Consider the following 17,699-nt stretch of genomic DNA (forward strand, 5'->3'; position numbering starts at 1 on the left):
CTATGAATAGCGTTATACTCGGCGAGACATATTCTTTGAAATGAAAAAATCATCGGATCCATACGAAAAAACGTATGGATCGAGGGATTTGAGCGGTACCCACCCGAGGTGCCCGGAGACAGCGCATGGATTGGACGCAACGACTACGTCTGCGCAACTTGCAGATGCTGCTGACCCTCGCGGAGACGGGCAACATGAGCCAGTCCGCCGCGTTGCTCAACACGACGCAGCCCGGTTTGTCCAAGTGGCTCAAGGATCTGGAGGACGACATCGGTCTGCCGCTGTTTGAGCGTCAGGCGCGCGGACTGCGGCCGACGTCATACGGCGAAGCGCTGATCCAGCACGCGCGACGCATCGAAGCGCAGCTCGACACGGCACGCGACGATCTCGACGCTATGCGCGAAGGCGGGAGTGGGCTGGTGGCGATTGGGACGTCGGGCGCGTCGTCGGCGGATACGGTGCCGCTCGCGGTACTGCTGCTCCTGCAACGCATGCCCCGCGTGCAGGCGCGCGTTGTCGAAAATACGATGGACCGACTGATGAATCAGTTGGCGCATAGCGAGATCGACATCGTCGTCGGACGCTCCGCCCCCGAGTTGCAGGACCGAAACGTGCGCACGGAGGCGCTGTATCTGGAGCCGTTGCACTTCGTCGCACGCACGCGGCATCCGGTGTTTTCGTTACCGACGGTGGATTGGGCGGATATCCAGCGCTACCGCTGGGTCGTCTGGCCGCGAGGCACGCCGATTCGCAATGCGCTGGAGTCGGCACTGGCCGAAGCGGGGTATCCGCTGCCGAACGACACCGTCGAATCGAACTCGACGATTCTCAATCTCACATTGCTCAACAACAGCGACATGATCGGTCTGGCGTCGCATCGCACGGCGAGCCGCTTGCAGGCGCTTGGGGCGTTGCGCATCGTGCCGCTGCGTCTGGCAGGGTTCGGTGGTGTCTCGATGTACTGGCGGGATGATGGTGCGAACCGCGCCGCAGTGGTCGAAGCGCTAGAGTGCCTACGCTCGGCAGCCAAACGTTCGACGGGGGATTTGGTGGAAGGGGTGGGGGGAGAGGGGTGAAGCGCGAATACCGCCTCACCCGGAAGCTAGCCGACTAGCAAACAAGATCGTGGATCGTCTCCCCTAATTTTCTAAGGAAGCGTGAAACATCGCGTGTCGATTGTCTGTCAATTGCAGACTTTGCCTCCGCGTCGGCTTCAATATCGGCCTCGTGCACGATGGCATTCCTCCGTCGAACGATTTCCCTCAACGTACTTCGAACGACCTTTTCGGCGTTGTCGGCCGGCTTCCTCGGTAGATTTCTACCATCCCAATCCGAATGAGATCGTGTAGCAGCTTATCGAAAGCGCTCACCGAACTGACAATTTTCGACCTCAGCAAGTCGTCGTAGCTCGATGTAGCGCGAGCGTTCTCAATCAACCTATCGTAGATGTCGGTAAGCGCATCCACGTCGTTCATATTGGATTCAAAGGCGGACAGCGACTTAAGCATTTTCCATCAACGTAACAAGTTTGTTAGCAACATCCGTCAAGGGACACGTGAGCCGCGCATCTTGCGACTGCGGCAATTCCCCCAAGCGGAAATCCTGCCGATTCAACACGGCCGCGTAGATGTCGTTTGAGAAGGTCATTCCAGCTGTTGCTAGCAGTGGGATGAGTTCTTTCGCGAGCGCTGCATTAATTTCTGCTGCGTATGCAACATGAGTTGCCTGCGAATCGCCGCATTGCGGAACTAACGTTCCTCCAAACTTCGGTACGCCAGGGCGTAATGGGTACGACGAGTCGCTCAACCTTTCCATCGAGCCGGACTTCCAGCGACTCCATCGAGGCAGCACAGCTGTCATTGTTCGCAACGCCATGGCGAAGAACGGGTCGTGGCATGCTGGTATGGCGAAGACGTCGCTGTGGAGAAAGAGATTTTGGTTCGTGGGACTGAGTCCCGGCGCCAGGTTGATTAACGTGAAATCGATGTCGTATTTGGTTTCGACCAGTGACATCAGTTCGTTAAATGCGCCGGGTATGCATCCGAGTGTCGTGAAGGTGTCTCGTGCATCGTGCGCATATCCCAGAAGGAAGTCGTATTCCGATAAGTTTGGGTGGCCCGGCAGCAAACGAAAATCTTGGGCGTGCGCAACTTTTGGACAGGCAATTGCCCTGATGGGGTCAGGGTGCCAGTGAAACACGTTTCGCACGCCGTCTTTCAAGTTGTGCAGGCGTGTGTGCTCGTTCAGATAGTAGCGATCGAAACCCTCGCCCAGCGTCAGTCGCGTTAGGCTGCACTGCGGGTCGGCGTCTACCATCAACACGCGATAGTTCTCCGCCAGTGTGCGTCCCAAGTTGTAAATGGATGGCGTATTGCTAATGCTACCGGTATGGTTGAACAGGACCAGGCGTTTTGCCATATCGCGCCTCCTTGGGAAGGGAAAGGTGTGCCATGCGGACTTTGCCTGCACATGATTGAAAGGCAACGGTTGAGCTCGGGGAATCATCATTGCGAGTGCCGACGTTTGCTAATAGGACCAAAAGTCTTACAAGGATTCCCGTACCCCGCTGATACTCGGGAAGAAGCCGCTGAATCGAAACCTCATTGCGATCAAAGGCTTAGCGCCGACCCCGAACGGGCACTTATCCGAACTTCCCCATACCCGCCGCGCCCCGGTAGAAAAGCTGCACCCCAAACCCCAAAGCGGCCCGAGCGGTTTGCTAAACTTGCCGCCTGTCGAAGTCACTCTCTCGGGGCGTCAATGATTGGCCGCATCTCCGGCACGCTGCTGGAAAAGAATCCGCCGCACATCCTGGTCGATTGCCAGGGTGTGGGTTATGAAATCTCGGTGCCGATGAGCACTTTCTTCAACCTGCCGAACGTCGGTGAGCGCGTGACGTTGCTCACGCAGTTCATCGTGCGCGAAGACGCGCAACTGCTCTTCGGTTTCGGTTCGCCGGACGAGCGCAACACGTTCCGTGAATTGCTCAAGATTTCGGGCGTCGGTGCGCGCACCGCGCTGGCGATCCTCTCGGGCATGAGCGTGGCCGACATCGCGCAGGCCGTCACGTTGCAGGAGTCCGGACGTCTGACCAAGATCCCGGGCATCGGCAAGAAGACCGCCGAGCGTCTGCTGCTCGAACTCAAGGGCAAGCTCGGCGCGCAACTCGGCACCATCGCCGGGGTCGCCGCACCGCACGATCACAAGAGCGATGTCGTCAATGCGCTGCTCGCGCTGGGCTATTCCGACAAGGAAGCGCTTGCGGCGGTCAAGACCGTGCCCGACGGCACGAGCGTGTCGGATGGCATCAAACACGCGCTCAAGTCGCTGTCGAAGGCTTGATCGATTCGCCCGCGCGGGCGCGCACCGGCCGGACGCGATTCATCTGGCGCAAGCACGGGAGTGGCAAGGGAGTGAACGCAGAGTGAGGAGGCGGCATGCAACTGCGATGGCTTGAAGACTTCGTCGAACTGGCACGCACGCGCAGCTTCACGCGAGCGGCGGAGAACCGATTCGTCACGCATCCGGCATTCGGTCGACGCATTCGCGCGCTCGAAGAATGGGTGGGCACGCGTCTGGTCGAGCGGAGCAAACCGCTCGAACTCACGGCCGCCGGTACCGTATTTCTCGACGCAGCCACCAATGCGCTCGACATTCTTCACAGCGCCCGCACGCAGTTGCAGGACGCCGCCCCCACGCTTGAAAACAACCTGAAGATCGCCACTGGCCGCACGCTGGCCGCGACGTTCTTCCCGGACTGGTACGACGAAACCGTCTCGCGCATCGGCTTCTTCACCGCGACACTGTCCACTGGCGGGGCAGAGGAGGCCATCCTGCGGCTGGCTGCGGGCGAGGTCGATCTGCTGATCGTCTATTCCAGTGCACACACGCGGCTGCTTATCGATCAGGACCGTTTCGACTGGCTGAGCGTGGCGCGTGAGGTGCTGGTGCCGGTCAGTGCGCTCGATGCGAAGGGACGGGCGAAGTATCGGCTCGCGGCCGGGCCGTCGCCCATTCCTTGGCTGGCATTCACGCGCACGCTGACGCTGCGTGCCGTGCTGGCTCGACATCTCGCGGAGATGCCGAACCGTCCGACGCTCAAGCCGGTTTATCAGGCCGATTCATACGAAGCGATTCTCGCCATGGCGCGGCGCGGTGCGGGCATCGCCTGGCTGCCGCAGCGTCTGGTGGCCGACGACGTCGCACGGGGCACGCTCGCCATCGTCGGCGGGAAGGACTGGCAGATCGGCTTCGACATCGCGCTCTACCGGCGTCGGCATCAACCGCATCATGTGCTCGACGCCATCTGGCAGAGCGCGCGCCTTGCTGCTGGCGAAGACGCCTGAGCGCAAGGTTTACCTCGCACCCATCGCCACCGCGACACCCCGCTTCACAAACTCCAGCAGGGGCGTGTCGATGAAGGATCCTTCCATCAGTTCGGGTTCGAGACGATGCGCTTCGCGGATCTTCATATGCGTGGCGGGATTGTCACCGGCATAGGCGCGGAAGTACGTCAGCCATTGACGGATGAGCGCCTGCACTTGCGGCGCTTCGGGCGGCGAGCCAGCTTCCATTTGGTCGCGCAACGCCCCGATGAGGACCGGCCATTCGTTGGTGTGGTTGAGGTAATTGGCCGCGAGGAAGCGGTATTCCGCGTCATCGAGATACTTTCGGTAGATGCGTAGCTTGGTCTGCCCGAAAGCTTCCTTGATGTACTGCATCACATCGTCGGTAATCCCCGTTTGCGATTGCATCGACGGCTCGCTGAGGTGCATCAGATTGAGCTTGGCGAGCAGACGTGCATCTCCGCCCGTATCGCGCTTGATCATCGCCATCCAGCGACGAGCGACCGCCTGCGCCGTCTCACCCGTCGATGGCTCCCCACGGGCTATCAGATCCCTCACCTCGGCCACAATCGCTGGCCAGTCCGATTCGTGCGCCTGCTTGTTCTGGTACAGCGGGAAGCGGGCGAGTTCGTCTTGCGAGAAGTATTTGTCGTACATGTTCATCAGCTCCAGCGTCGACAACCATTCGGCAAGTTCCGGGGCTTCGCCCGATCCCAACTGCGTTTGCAGTCGGAGGAGGCGTTCGCGCAGGCGGCTCGCATCGTCGATCTGATGCGTGAGCATGTCGATCTGCCGCGCGATGAGCGCATCAAGTCCGTCATAGGCGCTTTGCCTGTCGCTGCTGCCGTTCGATGCATCCCGGTTTGCCAGCCATTGGCCGATGTCGGCGAGCGACATGCCGAAGCGACGCAGCGCCTGAATCTCATGCAGACGGGCGATGTCGCTCAGGTCATAGAGTCGATAACCGGCATCGGAGCGCGCCGAAGGCGAGAGCAGGCCGAGCGTGTCGTAGTGGTGAAGCGCGCGCACCGTCAGGCCGCTACGTTTGGCTAATTCACCGACTTTGAGCCGCATGGAAACTCCCGTGATCTTCTGGCGTGTGACAAGGCTGAAGCCTCACGCAACGTGAGGGTCAAGCGATTTTAAGCGGGATGAGGGATGTATGGCTTTCGCCGGAGGTAGGGGAGTTCGAGACGTTGCGCGTCTTCCGCAAAGCGCTGGCCTGAAAGCAAAGGAGGCGCAATATTGCGCCTCCTTCGTAGTACCGCTATTACCGCTGTATCAGCACGCGATCAATGCTCGTGATGCAGATACTTCGCCTGACGCGGCAGGCGCAAGCTCACAACGAATGCCAGCACCATCATGCCGGTGACGTACCAGTAGAACGTGGGCTCCATGCCAGCCTTCTTCAGACCCAGCGCGACATACTCTGCCGAGCCGCCGAAGATGGCGTTGGCGACCGCGTAGGCCAGACCCACACCCAGCGCGCGCACTTCGATCGGGAACATCTCGGCCTTCACGATGCCGCTGATCGACGTATAGAAGCTCACAATGGCGAGCGCCAGACAGATCAGCACGCCCGCAGCGATCGGGCTTTGCACCGTCTTGAGCGCCGTCAGGATCGGCACCGTGGCAATCGCACCGAGTGCACCGAACAGCAGCATGTTGTTGCGGCGGCCAATCTTGTCCGAGAGCATGCCGAAGATCGGCTGCATGCACATGTAGACGAACAGGCAGACGGTCATGATGTAGCTCGCCGTCTTGATCGGCATGCCCGCCGTGTTCACCAGATACTTTTGCATGTAAGTGGTGAACGTGTAGAAGATCAGCGAACCGCCAGCCGTGTAACCCAGCACCGTGAAGAACGCAGCCTTGTGATGGCGGAACAGACCGGCGATCGACCCTGCATCGCGGTTGTTACGGCTCGCGCTCGTCGACGTCTCGTGCAGCGTACGACGCAGCATCAGTGCCACCACTGCCGTGATCGCGCCGACCACGAACGGAATACGCCAGCCCCACGCTTTGAGTTCGGCTTCGCTGAGCAACTGCTGAAGAATCACGACCACGAGCACTGCGAGCAACTGCCCGCCGATGAGCGTCACGTACTGGAACGACGAGAAGAAGCCGCGACGGCCCTTGAGCGCCACTTCACTCATGTACGTTGCCGTCGTGCCGTATTCGCCACCAACCGACAGACCTTGCAGCAAACGCGCGAACAGCAGCAGCGCGGGCGCCCAGTTGCCGATGCTGGCGTACGTCGGCAGCGCAGCGATCAGCAGCGAGCCGAGGCACATCATCATCACGGAGATGACCATGGAGTTCTTCCGGCCATTACGGTCGGCAATACGGCCGAAGATCCAGCCGCCGATGGGGCGCATCAGGAAGCCGGCCGCGAACACGCCAGCCGTGTTGAGCAACTGGGCGGTCGGGTCCGAACTGGGGAAGAACGCAGGCGCGAAGTAGATCGCGCAGAAGGCATAGATGTAAAAGTCGAACCACTCGACCAGATTCCCGGAGGACGCCGCGACAATTGCGAACACGCGTTTGCGGACTTCTTCGGGGGTGGGCGGCTTGTTGTCGATTCCGGCGTTGGATGTAGCTGTGTCTCTCATTTCTACTGACGATGGGGGCATCGCATTGATAACTACGTTTACAACATGACGCAGATCCGCTCGTTCGCCTCGATAACACTTCATATACGAAGGAATAAGCTTATCGCGTCGCGGGGGCGGGCCAACTATAGCGGGTGACAGCGGGAACAGACAATGCCCGGACGCCGGATTGATTATTGTGAATATAGAAACAATCGGGTGAATTGTTGCGTCGCAGCATGATGATGACGCCCACCGGGCGGACGTTTGCGCCGCGCGTCGGGCGTTTCGACAGACGGGACGATGCCCTGAAAAACCACAAAATATTTTTCTGCAATGGAAGTGATCCGAGGCATCGGCGCTTCTCATCTGGCGAGATCTCGCCCGGGGGACGTATGCTGCGCGGCGCACCGTTGCCGTTTGTCTATGACGCGACACGAGGATATTGATCCGGCGTCGGCGGGGTGACCAATACCCGGCGCACGACGCGATCAGCGAACGCTCACACCATCGGGCCTTCGATGAATTGAAGCGCGACGTGGAAGGCGTCTTTCGCCGCGACAAGGATCGAGCCGTCGTCGAGCGTCTTCCACGGCACGCCGTGCTGGCGCAGTGTCGCTTCCGTTTGCGAGAGCGCGCGCGTGCGAAGCACCAGCGCTACGCCGCGTTCACTGCCGTCGTTCGTCGTCTCGACGTCACCGAAACGACGTGCGGCGTCGAGCGGGCTGACGATCTGCACCCGAGCGCGACCGGCGGTGAACGCGTAACCGTTTCCATCGATCTCGGAAAGCACGCCAGGACCGAAGGCACGGTCGTAGAGTTCGGCCGTCTGCGCCGCATTCGGCGAACTGATCACATAGCCGACGATGTCGGTCACACCGTTCGGATGTTCGCGCCATTCGTCGCGCCACACATGTTCGGGCGTCAGGTGATGGCAGAAGAACACACGACCGTTGCGCACGAGATCGCTTGCCATGCGGACGGTGCGAAAGCGTGCGTCTTGCGTCGTGCCATCCGGCAGATGAACGGGGCGAAAGAACTCGGCAGGCGTTTCCACGCCGATGTCGCGCGCTTGCAATGCCGCGAAAACGCCGTAGACATCCTGTGTTTTGAAGCAAAGGCCGGTGAGGCCGAGCGGCGCTTGCATCACGTCCGGACGGACCGTGGATTTGCCCGCCTCGTAGCCAAGTAGCTCAAGATAGTTCTCGCCGAAGATCGCGAGGTGGTTGCTGGAGCCGAGCGAGTGATGACCGCGCTCGGTCAGTGCGAATCCCAGACGACGGTACGTCTCGACGGACGCTTCGAGATCGCCTTTGGCGTTGACCACGACGTGATCGAGAACCGGGAGAGGGAGCGAGTTCATGTTTGACCTTCGGTGCTTTCGACAGATTAGCGGGAAGTCGTCAATTCTCGCACCGATCGCTTGCGCGCTGTTCCACCGGTTTCCAAATGGGCGACAAGATGATCGGAGAACGCTTTGACTTTCGCCGTCAGCGCTCGCCGCGACGGGTAGACAAGATAGAGCCCGGCCTGTGCGTCGCCGCCATCGACCGGCATGCTGAGCAGTTGGCCGCTCGCGACTTCGGCGTCGCAAGTATGCGCGGGCAGCACTGCCATCCCCGCACCGTGCAAGGCCAGTTGTTTGAGCAGCGCGAAGCTGTTGGTGGCGACGGCATGGTCCTGCTGCGGCGGGACGAGTGCCGGGGATCGGGGCGTCGATACCGACGCGGAACGCGGCTTGAAAGCCAGTCGCGGGATGTCATGCGAATCGCTGCGCCCACGGCTTGAGCCGCGCTTTCGCATCGCCCTCTCGAACACCGGACTTGCAAAGCGCGCGAAGCCGAACGTGGCGATGCGACGCGCAACGATGTGATCGCCGCCGGGCTGGCCGCCGCGAATCGCCATGTCCAGATTGTCGTCGACGAAATCGCTCACGCTGTCGTCCACCAGCACGTCGAAGCGAACGCGCGGATGCGCTTCGCGGAATGTCGCGATGGCCTGACTGAGTGCGTCGAACGGAAAGTCGAACGGCACACCGAGGCGTATCGAACCGCTCAGGGGGCGGCGCCCGGAGGCATCGGCTTCACCGAATTGTTCGGCCTCGCGAAGCGTCCTGATCGCGGGTGCCGCACGCTCGAAGTAGTCGCGGCCGTCGTCCGTGAGCGCGATACGTCGCGTGGTGCGTCGAAGCAATATCACGCCCAGATGCGCTTCGAGCGATGCGACGCGCGCACTGAGCGTCGAGCGCGGAATTTCCAGCGTGCGCGCTGCGGCCGAGAACGAACCGCACTCGACGACGGTGACGAACGCCAGCGTTCCATTGAGATCCATTGTCCATTCCATTGGCAAGTCTTGCCAATTTTAGACGTCTTTTCTCGCAGGTGAACGGCAGCCAGAATGACGACATTCCCCCCGATCTCAATCACACGAAGGAGTGTCACGTTCCATGAAGTCCGAATTCAACCCGTCCGCCGATGTCGTGTCGTTTGCCAACATGGATGTGCGGCTCATTGCCGGGGTGCACGATCACGATGAGCGGGATCTCACGCTCATGGACATGACCGTGAACCCGCAAGGCGGCGCGCCGATGCATCGTTCGCTCGACGAAGAGAAGACGTTTGTGATGACACATGGGCGGTTGCGTTTCACCGTAGGCGCCACGACGCGCGACGTCGTTGCGGGCGATACCGTGAATGTGGCAAAGGGCGACGTGCACGGCTTCGTCAACGAGCAAGACATGTTGGCGCGCATGTTGCTGGTGTCCACCCCGGCGCGTCACGATGCGTTCTTCCGTGCCATGGCGGCGCTGCCTGTGCCGCACGACCCGCAGGCGGTGCGCGAGGTGTGTGAGACGTTCCGTCAGGAAATCGTTGGCCTCTGAGCGCAGGGCGGTTGGCGCAATGACGCCTTACCGGTCGAACGGCACCCCGGCGGCACGCAGACGTCGCATGGCGCTGTCCAGATGCGCGCGCGCACTTTGCGGGTCACCCGCGCGCATCTCGGCGGCGGTGCGTCGTGCGATGGCCTCGGGGACCGGACGAAGCTCCCGCCCCGTGCTCATCGCCTTGCACTGCACTTCGCAGGCGCGCTCCAGATAGTAGAGGTCGTCCCACGCTTCGGCGATGTTCGGTCCCGCGACCATCACGCCGTGATGCTTCATGAAGACGATGTCGGCGTCGCCCATCGCCGCGGCGATGCGGTCACCTTCCTCGTTGCCGAGCGCGAGACCGTTGTAGTCGGTGTCGAGCACCGTTCGTCCGTAGAACTTGAGCGCCGTTTGTCCCGCCCAGACGAGTGGCTCGCCTTCGCTCATCGCCAGCGCCGTCGCCCAGGGCATGTGCGTGTGGAAGGCCGCCCGCACGCGCGGGTTCGCCTTGTGCAGGCGCGCGTGGATGTAGAACGCGGTGGCTTCGGGCACCCCGTCGCCCGCCACGACATGACCGTCGAGATCGCAGACGAGCAGGCTCGACGCCGTGATCTCCTCGAAGGCCAGCCCGAACGGGTTCACGAGAAACCATCGGTCGCTGCCGGGCAACATCGCCGAGAAGTGATTGCAGATGCCTTCCTCGAAGCCATGCATCGCGGCTAGCCGGAAGCAGGCCGCGAGCTCTTCGCGCGCGGTGCGTACGTCGGGCGTGTCGAGATCCACGTCATCGACGCACAGCGACGCGTCGTCGGCGTTCAGCGAGAGGGTGTGCGCCATGTCGGTCTCCTCGTGATCGGTAGCATTAGGCAGCGTCTGGTGACGTCGAGCGCTTACCAGCCGAATCCGTCAAGCAACGGTACCACGGTGTCGAGCGTGGCAATGGTCGCGTCCGGCGTGTAATCGGGCAGCGGCCGACGTCCGGTGCCGCGATCCACCCATACGCACCGGAAGCCGATATCGCGCGCTGCCGCGTGGTCCAGATGCGGGCTGGCGCAGATGTGGACGACGTCGTCCTTCGTCACGCCGAGTTGTTGGTGCGCGTAATCGAACAGACGGCGATTCGGCTTGTACGCCGCGGCTTGCTGCGCGGTGATCACGCGATCGATATGGCCGCCGAGTTGCGCGACATTGCCCGCGATGATGTCGTCGTCCGTGTTGGAGACGATGCACAGCCGGTAGCCGCGCGCCTTAAGTGCGGCCAGCGTCGGCACGACTTCCGGGAACGGCGGCATGGCCGAGATGTTGTCCGTCAGCACGCCGATGTCCTGCGGCGACGCCGCCAAACCAAGATCCTGCAACGCAAGACGAAGTCCCTCGCCTGCGACCTCACGAAACGCACGGTGCGGTGGCGTTTGCTCCAGCGCGTGCTCGTGATGGTCGAACGTGGCGATCAGATCGGACGTGCCGATGTTGTGACCGGGCTTGCTTTGCAGAATGCGTGTGACCGCGTCGCGCAGCCCTTCGTCCCATTGAATGAGCGTGCCGTAGCAATCGAAGGTGAGCCATTGCGGACGCGGGCTGTGTTGCAGCGAAGTGGACGGTTGGGGCATGACGAGACTCCATGTCGATAACGGGATGACGTCAGCGTAGTCGTTTCACTTCATATTCTGAAATTAAATTAAAATTCAATACTTATCGAATTTGTAAATATGGTGCCGCCATGCTGGATCTCGGCTTACTTAAGACACTCGTTGCGGTCGTCGACGAAGGCAGCTTCACGCGTGCGGCGGAGCGGGTGCATCGCACGCAGTCGACGGTGAGTCAGCAGATCCGGCGTCTGGAAGACGAGCTTGGGCGGCAATTGCTCATGCGTGACCGCTCCGGGGTGAACGTCACGCCCACGCTTCATGGCGAACTTCTCGCGCAGTACGCACGCAAGTTGCTCGCGCTGTCGATGGAAGCCGTCGACGCGATGGAAAACGACAGCCGTGTCTCGACGGTACGCGTGGGACTGCCCGAGGACATCGACGCACGCCGCATGGCGGATATGCTCTCGCGCTTCGTGCAGGCGCACGGCGATATCCGTCTGGAGATCGTGGCGGGCATGAGTGCCGACTTGCGGGAACGGTTGAGTGCGGGCGATTTGGAACTGGCGCTCGTCAAACGCGAACCGGGGCAGGGCGATTGTCTGATGGCGTGGCCCGAGACGCTGGTGTGGGCGATGGCGGCGCGCTCGGCGGCGCGAGCGGCCGACTGCCTGGCCCACGCACCCGTGCCGCTGGCGCTGTTCCCGCAGGGGTGCATTTACCGTCAGCGCGCGATTCGCAGCCTCGACGCAGCGCAACGTCCGTGGCGCATGGCGTTCGGTAGCCACAGCCTGACGGGTATTCAGGCGGCGGTGTCGTCAGGGCTTGGCGTGTCGGTCCTGCCGGAGACGGTGCTGTTACCCGATCACGCCGTCTGTGACACCTTGCCGCCACCACCACCTTCGGAGATTGCGTTGATGGATGGCGGTGGCCCGGCGTCGGCATCGCGTCGTGCGCTGGCCGACTTTCTCGCGGCGACGGTCGGCGAGACGCTGGGTGTCGCGACGGCGTAGTACGCCGGGACTTACGACGCGCGGGACGCCGGTGCAACGCTGGCTTCCTCGACCTCCGCACGGCCCATGCTCAGATGCACCGCCAACGCGCACAGCACGGCGAATACCCCGGCGGCGAGAAACGCGCCGCTAAAGCCGCTCGCGTACGCGCTGCGACCTGCGTCCAGCAGCGCATGGCCGAGCGAGTCTGGATAGAGATGCAACGCCTGCGAGAAGTCTCCGGCGGAGATCGCATCCGCGAAGTCGAGCCGTGTGGCCAGATCGCTTTGCGCGCTGCCGACCAGCGCAGGGACGTGGGCTGCGACGCTGCGATGCACCCCGGCACTCAGCACTGCACCGAGCGCTGTATAGCCGAGCAAAATGCCGGAGAAGCGGAACGTCGTGCTGATGCCCGACGCCATCCCCGCACGATCCCGGGCAATCGTCCCCATGATGGCCTTCTGTGTCTCGCCATTGAGCAACCCGCCGCCGCTGCCGAGCACGAACATTGCAACGGTCAGCGACAGCGCCGAATGGGCGAGTCCCTGCGTCGACACGAACGCCATGGCGGCGTTGCCCAGTCCCGTCAGGGCGAGTCCCAGCACGAGAATCCGGTGCGACGGCAGATGCGCCGATAACCGCTTTCCGATCTGCGGAAGCAACAGCATCGCAATCGCGAACGGCAGCATGGCGATGCCTGCACCGAGGACCGATTCCCCCCGCGCGTTCTGGAGGAACTGCGGCAGCAGCGAGGCCATTACCTGCGCACAGGCGGCGTAGGAGAACATGGCGAGCGTCGCGCCTGCGAACGGCCATGAGCGGAACAGCGACAGATCGAGCATCGGCTGCGCCCGCGAACGCTCCACGCCCGCGAAGATCGCGAAGAGGACGGCACCGGCGGCGAAGCGCGTCAGAATGCCTGGGCTGGTCCATCCGGCGGCAGGCGCTGCGATCAATGCCCACGTCACGCAGAACATGGCGCTCGCGAACAGCGCGATGCCGGGGATGTCGACACCGTGCTGGCCCTGCGCTTTCGACTCGGGAACGATACGTACCACGGCGAGTGCAAGCGCAGCGCAGATAGGCACATTGACGTGGAACGCCCAGCGCCAGCCGAGCGTGTCGCCGATCACGCCGCCGATGAGCGGTGAGAGCACCATCGTCAGGCCCATCACCATGCCCCACAGTCCCCAAGCTCGGGCGCGCGCTTCTTTTTCGTGGAAGCCGTGGCCGATGATGGCGAGCGCGGGAGCCAGCAAAAACGCGGCGCCGACACCCTGCGCCGCCCGCGCGATGTAGAGCCACTGTGCCGTGGGCGACAGACCGCACGCGAGCGATGCCGCTGCGAAGCCGGTGATGCCGCAGAGGAATACGCGACGACGCCCGAATCGGTCGGCGATGGACCCGGCAGGCAGCAACAGCGCCGCGAAGCACAGCACGTAAGCCCCGATCACCCACTGCACTTGGGCGAAGCTCGCATGCAGTTGCGCCGAAATGGTCGGCAGCACTACACCGACGACGTTGGTGTCGAGCACCGTCATCGCGCAGCCCGTGGATGCGGTGAGCAGTAGCGCGAGGCTGCCCGTCGATGACGAGGCGGCGCTCGTGTTCGATGCGTTATTGGGGGCTTGCGTTGCCATGTTGGATGTCCGCTTGGATCAGGCCGTCGAGCCCGGCCTTGGCGATTTCCTCGTCATGTTGCGGGGTATCGGCCGACACGCCGATGGCACCGACCACCGTGCCGTTCACGATGAGCGGCAGGCCACCGCGCATGAGGACGTAGCCCTGCGCAGTGCCGACCGCACGACGTCCGCCGTTCACCGCGTCTTCCAGCACGCCGCTTGGGCGACGGAACAGCGCAGCAGTACGCGCCTTGCCCGGCGCGAGGTCCACGCCAGCGGGGACGGCGGCGTTGTCCATACGAACCAGCGCGATGGGCAGACCGGCGGCGTCGACGACCGAGATCACGCACGGCCAGCCTTCCGAGGCGGCTTTCGTCTGTGCGGCGCGAATGACATTTTGCGCTGCGTCCAGCGTGAGGATGGGGCGCGTGGGCAACTCGGCGGCATGCGACAGCAGCGGTGTCGCGCCAGCGCATAGGGCGACCGTCATGGTGCAGAGCTGGGCGATGCGTCGAGGGGAACGGCGCAGGGCATCGGAAACGCGGTTATTCATCGTCAAAAACTCCCGTACTGAGTGAAGGGCCGCTGCCGGAAATTCCGTCGAAATTTCACGTCGGATGACAGCGATTCGAGTGGGAGTATTCGACCACGCAGGGGGCTGACGAGTCATTGCCGGGCGTCGGCGAAGTTATTAGGTAAAACCTAATGAAATCGACAATGACGCCCGCTTTGCCGCGCGGTAGCATGGCTGGACACGCGTAACAAACCGAGAGGATTTCGTGGAACTTCGGCACTTTCGCTACTTCGTGACGTTGGCGCAGACGCTGCACTTCGGACGTGCCGCGCAAGCGCTGGACATCGCGGCCCCGACGCTCACGGTGCAGATTCAGGACATCGAACGCATGCTGGGTGTGCAGCTATTCGCGCGCAGTCGTCGCGATGTGCGTCTGACACCCGCCGGGGAGATGTTCCTGCTCGAAGCGAAGCAGGTGCTTGCGCAAGCCGAACGCGCCGTGCTGGCGGGGCAGCGGGCCGGACGTGGCGAGACGGGGCGGGTCGAAATCAGCTACGTCGGCTCGGCGGTGTACTCGGGCGTTCTGCAATCGCAACTGGCGGCGTTTCGTCAGGCGTGGCCGGGCGTGATCGTCACCGCACGCGAGGTGTCGCAACACGAGTCGCCCGCTATGCTCGTGGACAATCGCATCGATATCGCACTGGTGCGGATGCCGATCAATCTTCACAACCGGCATCGCGCGCACGTGTTATTTCGTGACAGTTTCTGTGTGGCGTTGCCAGCGGGAAATCCGTTGGCGAAGCAGTCGGGCGCAATCGATGCCGAGTCGCTCGACGGCGAGCGCTTCATCAATCCGGAGCAGACGCTGGGAACGTTCGAGGTGGCGCGTCGCGGGGGCTTCACGCCGGTAATCGGTTCTGCGCCGGGCTCGCTGATTGCTGTTCTGACGGCGGTGGCGCTGGGTGAGGGCGTGGCTATCGTGCCGGATGTCCTGGTGGGTGCGACGGCGATTCCCGGGGTCGTCTTCAAGCCGCTGGCAGGGCCGCCGATCCACTCGGAAATCTCGGCCGTGTTTCGCAGCTTCGAACCCTCGCTGGCCGTGTCGAAGCTGATCGCGCAGCTGACACGGACGGCTGCGGTGACCTCGCACGCGCTGTTCGATACGGCGAACTGAACCGTGCACACGCGGCGCTAGTACTGTGCCGTGAGCGAGAAGCCGACTGTCGTGCGAGCCGTTTGAAACGACGAGGGTTTAACGATCGGCCTTCCGGCGAAGAGTTCGCTGGCCACGAAGCCGAACGGCAGACGTGTGTTCGTCCGCACGCCGACGACGGCACCTGCCAATTGCGTTCCAGCGAGATACTGTGCATTCGGGCCACTTACGCGCCCGTAATCTGCGCCCGCGAACACCGAAATATCGAACGCGCCGCCGCGCTTCACCGTCCACTGCAATTCGTTGCGCCAGTAAAACCCCTTCTCGGCGGCGAGCGACGATTCTCCGTCGAAACCTCGCACGGTATAGCGGCTTCCGATAGACAGACTATCGATGTAATGCAGCGTGTCGCGGGTGAACTGGCCGCGAAACGTCGTCACGTACCGAAGTGGCAATTGTCCGAGCGGCACCAGGAAACTTGCGTCGAGGACGGTCACGCCGAAGCGGTAAGTGGGGCCGCCGGGGAATGAATTGTCTGCGGCTGCGCCGAATCCCGGAATGCCCCGCCGATAAGTCAGACTGCCGTCGAACTGTCCCGCGCCGATGTAGCGTCGATTCGAGAGACCGAATTCGATGAACGTATGGTTGCGGTACTGCTGATCGATCTCGGTGTCTTCGATAAAGCTTCGCCCGAAGCGTTTGCTCAGTCTTACGTGCGCGCTGAGCACGCTTTGTTGACTGCGATGAAGCACGCGCGAGAGTTTGACGTCCAGATTCTGCGACTCCCCACTCGTCGTGAAGGTCTCGTTAATCCCGGCAATCTGCTGGTTGTATCGGTTCGTGTAGGCGGAGAAGCTCGCCGTCCAATAGCCCCACGGTATCGAGTAAAAGGCGTTCCATCCGCTCGATCCGAAGCGTTTGTCGGCGAATGCCAGATCGCGTGTAGCGCCCACGTTCAGGATGTCGTTCAGTCCTAGCGGATTGTCGATGCCGAGCGCCACGTTGCCCATCAGTTTCCCGGTGGCGCGTGAGCCGCCGTTGTCGACGGACGTGACGACAGTCCAGCGCTTTGCACGGTCGACTTCGATTAGGACATCGCTCTCGCCCGGCACGTCGGTCGGCACGATCTGCATCGTCACGTCCTGACTCGCCAGACGCTTCATCTGCTCAAGCCCTTGTTCGAGATCGCGCAGTTCCAGCAACTTGCCTGCCCCCGTGGGAAATGCCGAGCGCCAGGTGCCGTATTGCGACGGGTCGGAGAAGCGAATCTCCCGAATCAGGCCGGGAACGAGCGAGAGCGTAAGCGTGCCGGACGAGAGGTCCTGCTCCGGAACAAGGACGCGGGTCGTAACGTAGCCCTTCGCCAGAATGGCCTGCGTCAACCCCGTGGTGATGACGGACACGCCCCGGCTGCCGATGCAGCGACCGCGATAGTGATCGAGCCAGCGCTGTGCGAAAGCAAACGGATCGAGTTCAAGCGACGAGGCTCCTGCCGCCCGCGCAGCTTCGGAAAGTGTGCTTGGCACTTCCAGCACCAGTCGCTCGACGCGAAAACAGGGAATTTCCTCAGGGATCGCTGGAAATCCCTGCGCGTCGGGCAGTTCGGAACGTACCCCTGGGGAGTCGATGGCCGCCGCGCGTTCCTGCGCCTGCCGCTGTTGTTCCAGAAGCTGCTGCTGGCGGGCGTTGCCTGCTGCGGCGTCAATGACGGGCGTCGCAGCGGGCGGCGGCGTTTGCGCAGTGGCGAACGGCAGCAAGGGAGGGGACGACAGCGCCATTGCGCATAGCAGGCGACGGATCGTCGTGGGGGAACGACGCGGAGCGATTTTCATGATGAAGCGCGTAAGTTAGGCGTCGAAATCTAATCGACGCCCCTCGCGTTCGTTCCGGTTGTGAGAATTTTTTGGGATGCAACCCAATTTGTTCTGCTTTCTGAAGGAACGTCCCCAGACCAAACAGATACTCCGATCTTCAGAAAATTCCCGCCAGCGAAAGTTGGTATCCAAGACGTAAGGCACGGGGTTAGGAC

General features: G+C 62.2%; 17 protein-coding genes. 6 read left to right on the forward strand and 11 right to left on the reverse strand.

Annotated elements, in window-relative coordinates:
• Positions 1-125 precede the first annotated feature (125 nt).
• Entirely contained in the window at positions 126-1,076 is a 951-nt protein-coding gene (locus NTU39_RS03805) for a LysR substrate-binding domain-containing protein (protein ID WP_039395747.1), read from the forward strand.
• Positions 1,077-1,110: 34 nt separating this feature from the next.
• On the opposite strand, the gene NTU39_RS26980 is transcribed toward NTU39_RS03805, so the two are convergent.
• Entirely contained in the window at positions 1,111-1,233 is a 123-nt protein-coding gene (locus NTU39_RS26980) for a hypothetical protein (RefSeq protein WP_373275359.1), read from the reverse strand.
• A 267-nt stretch (positions 1,234-1,500) separates the two neighbouring features.
• Positions 1,501-2,418 (reverse strand): ParA family protein, encoded by a 918-nt coding sequence (locus NTU39_RS03810; RefSeq protein ID WP_257959233.1) that lies wholly within the window; start codon positions 2,416-2,418, stop codon positions 1,501-1,503.
• Positions 2,419-2,760: 342 nt separating this feature from the next.
• Between NTU39_RS03810 and ruvA the strand changes: the two genes are divergently transcribed.
• Both ruvA and NTU39_RS03820 read left to right on the forward strand, forming a co-directional pair.
• Positions 2,761-3,342, forward strand: coding sequence for a Holliday junction branch migration protein RuvA (ruvA, locus tag NTU39_RS03815; protein ID WP_150665427.1), 582 nt, complete (start codon positions 2,761-2,763; stop codon positions 3,340-3,342).
• Positions 3,343-3,437: 95 nt separating this feature from the next.
• Entirely contained in the window at positions 3,438-4,346 is a 909-nt protein-coding gene (locus NTU39_RS03820) for a LysR family transcriptional regulator (RefSeq protein WP_150575489.1), read from the forward strand.
• A gap of 9 nt (positions 4,347-4,355) precedes the next feature.
• Here the strand turns inward: NTU39_RS03820 and NTU39_RS03825 are convergent, their stop codons facing one another.
• From NTU39_RS03825 to NTU39_RS03840, 4 genes are all read right to left on the reverse strand, one after another.
• Positions 4,356-5,420, reverse strand: a complete 1,065-nt coding sequence (locus NTU39_RS03825; RefSeq protein ID WP_257959235.1) for a MerR family transcriptional regulator — start codon at positions 5,418-5,420, stop codon at positions 4,356-4,358.
• Between the two features lie 218 nt (positions 5,421-5,638).
• On the reverse strand, positions 5,639-6,958 hold the full coding sequence (locus NTU39_RS03830) for an MFS family transporter (protein WP_150665429.1): 1,320 nt from the start codon (positions 6,956-6,958) through the stop codon (positions 5,639-5,641).
• Between the two features lie 481 nt (positions 6,959-7,439).
• Positions 7,440-8,300 carry a VOC family protein gene (locus NTU39_RS03835; RefSeq protein WP_257959236.1) on the reverse strand — a complete coding sequence of 287 codons (861 nt, stop codon included), beginning with the start codon at positions 8,298-8,300 and terminating at the stop codon, positions 7,440-7,442.
• 26 nt (positions 8,301-8,326) lie between these two features.
• Entirely contained in the window at positions 8,327-9,268 is a 942-nt protein-coding gene (locus tag NTU39_RS03840; protein WP_257959237.1) for a LysR family transcriptional regulator, read from the reverse strand.
• 115 nt (positions 9,269-9,383) lie between these two features.
• Here NTU39_RS03840 and NTU39_RS03845 point away from each other — a divergent pair, with 115 nt between their 5' ends.
• A complete protein-coding gene (locus tag NTU39_RS03845) occupies positions 9,384-9,818 on the forward strand; it encodes a cupin domain-containing protein (RefSeq protein WP_150665432.1) in 435 nt (144 codons plus the stop codon).
• Positions 9,819-9,845: 27 nt separating this feature from the next.
• Here the strand turns inward: NTU39_RS03845 and NTU39_RS03850 are convergent, their stop codons facing one another.
• Complete coding sequence (locus NTU39_RS03850; RefSeq protein ID WP_257959238.1) at positions 9,846-10,640, reverse strand: aldolase; 795 nt, start codon at positions 10,638-10,640, stop codon at positions 9,846-9,848.
• Between the two features lie 53 nt (positions 10,641-10,693).
• Complete coding sequence (locus NTU39_RS03855) at positions 10,694-11,413, reverse strand: haloacid dehalogenase type II (protein WP_257959239.1); 720 nt, start codon at positions 11,411-11,413, stop codon at positions 10,694-10,696.
• A 110-nt stretch (positions 11,414-11,523) separates the two neighbouring features.
• Here NTU39_RS03855 and NTU39_RS03860 point away from each other — a divergent pair, with 110 nt between their 5' ends.
• On the forward strand, positions 11,524-12,402 hold the full coding sequence (locus NTU39_RS03860) for a LysR family transcriptional regulator (protein WP_150665435.1): 879 nt from the start codon (positions 11,524-11,526) through the stop codon (positions 12,400-12,402).
• Positions 12,403-12,413: 11 nt separating this feature from the next.
• Here the strand turns inward: NTU39_RS03860 and NTU39_RS03865 are convergent, their stop codons facing one another.
• Entirely contained in the window at positions 12,414-14,021 is a 1,608-nt protein-coding gene (locus NTU39_RS03865) for an MFS transporter (RefSeq protein WP_257959240.1), read from the reverse strand.
• On the reverse strand, positions 13,999-14,556 hold the full coding sequence (locus NTU39_RS03870; RefSeq protein WP_257959241.1) for a GlcG/HbpS family heme-binding protein: 558 nt from the start codon (positions 14,554-14,556) through the stop codon (positions 13,999-14,001). The genes NTU39_RS03865 and NTU39_RS03870 overlap by 23 nt, the downstream gene beginning before the upstream one ends.
• 226 nt (positions 14,557-14,782) lie before the next feature.
• On the opposite strand from NTU39_RS03870, the gene NTU39_RS03875 reads away from it, so the two are divergent.
• Positions 14,783-15,691 (forward strand): LysR family transcriptional regulator, encoded by a 909-nt coding sequence (locus NTU39_RS03875; RefSeq protein ID WP_257959242.1) that lies wholly within the window; start codon positions 14,783-14,785, stop codon positions 15,689-15,691.
• Positions 15,692-15,708: 17 nt separating this feature from the next.
• On the opposite strand, the gene NTU39_RS03880 is transcribed toward NTU39_RS03875, so the two are convergent.
• Entirely contained in the window at positions 15,709-17,502 is a 1,794-nt protein-coding gene (locus NTU39_RS03880) for a ShlB/FhaC/HecB family hemolysin secretion/activation protein (RefSeq protein WP_257959243.1), read from the reverse strand.
• Between the last annotated feature and the right edge of the window lie 197 nt (positions 17,503-17,699).

Origin of the sequence: Pandoraea commovens (assembly GCF_024704525.1) — a bacterium.
In the GTDB taxonomy this organism is placed as follows: Bacteria; Pseudomonadota; Gammaproteobacteria; order Burkholderiales; family Burkholderiaceae; genus Pandoraea; species Pandoraea commovens.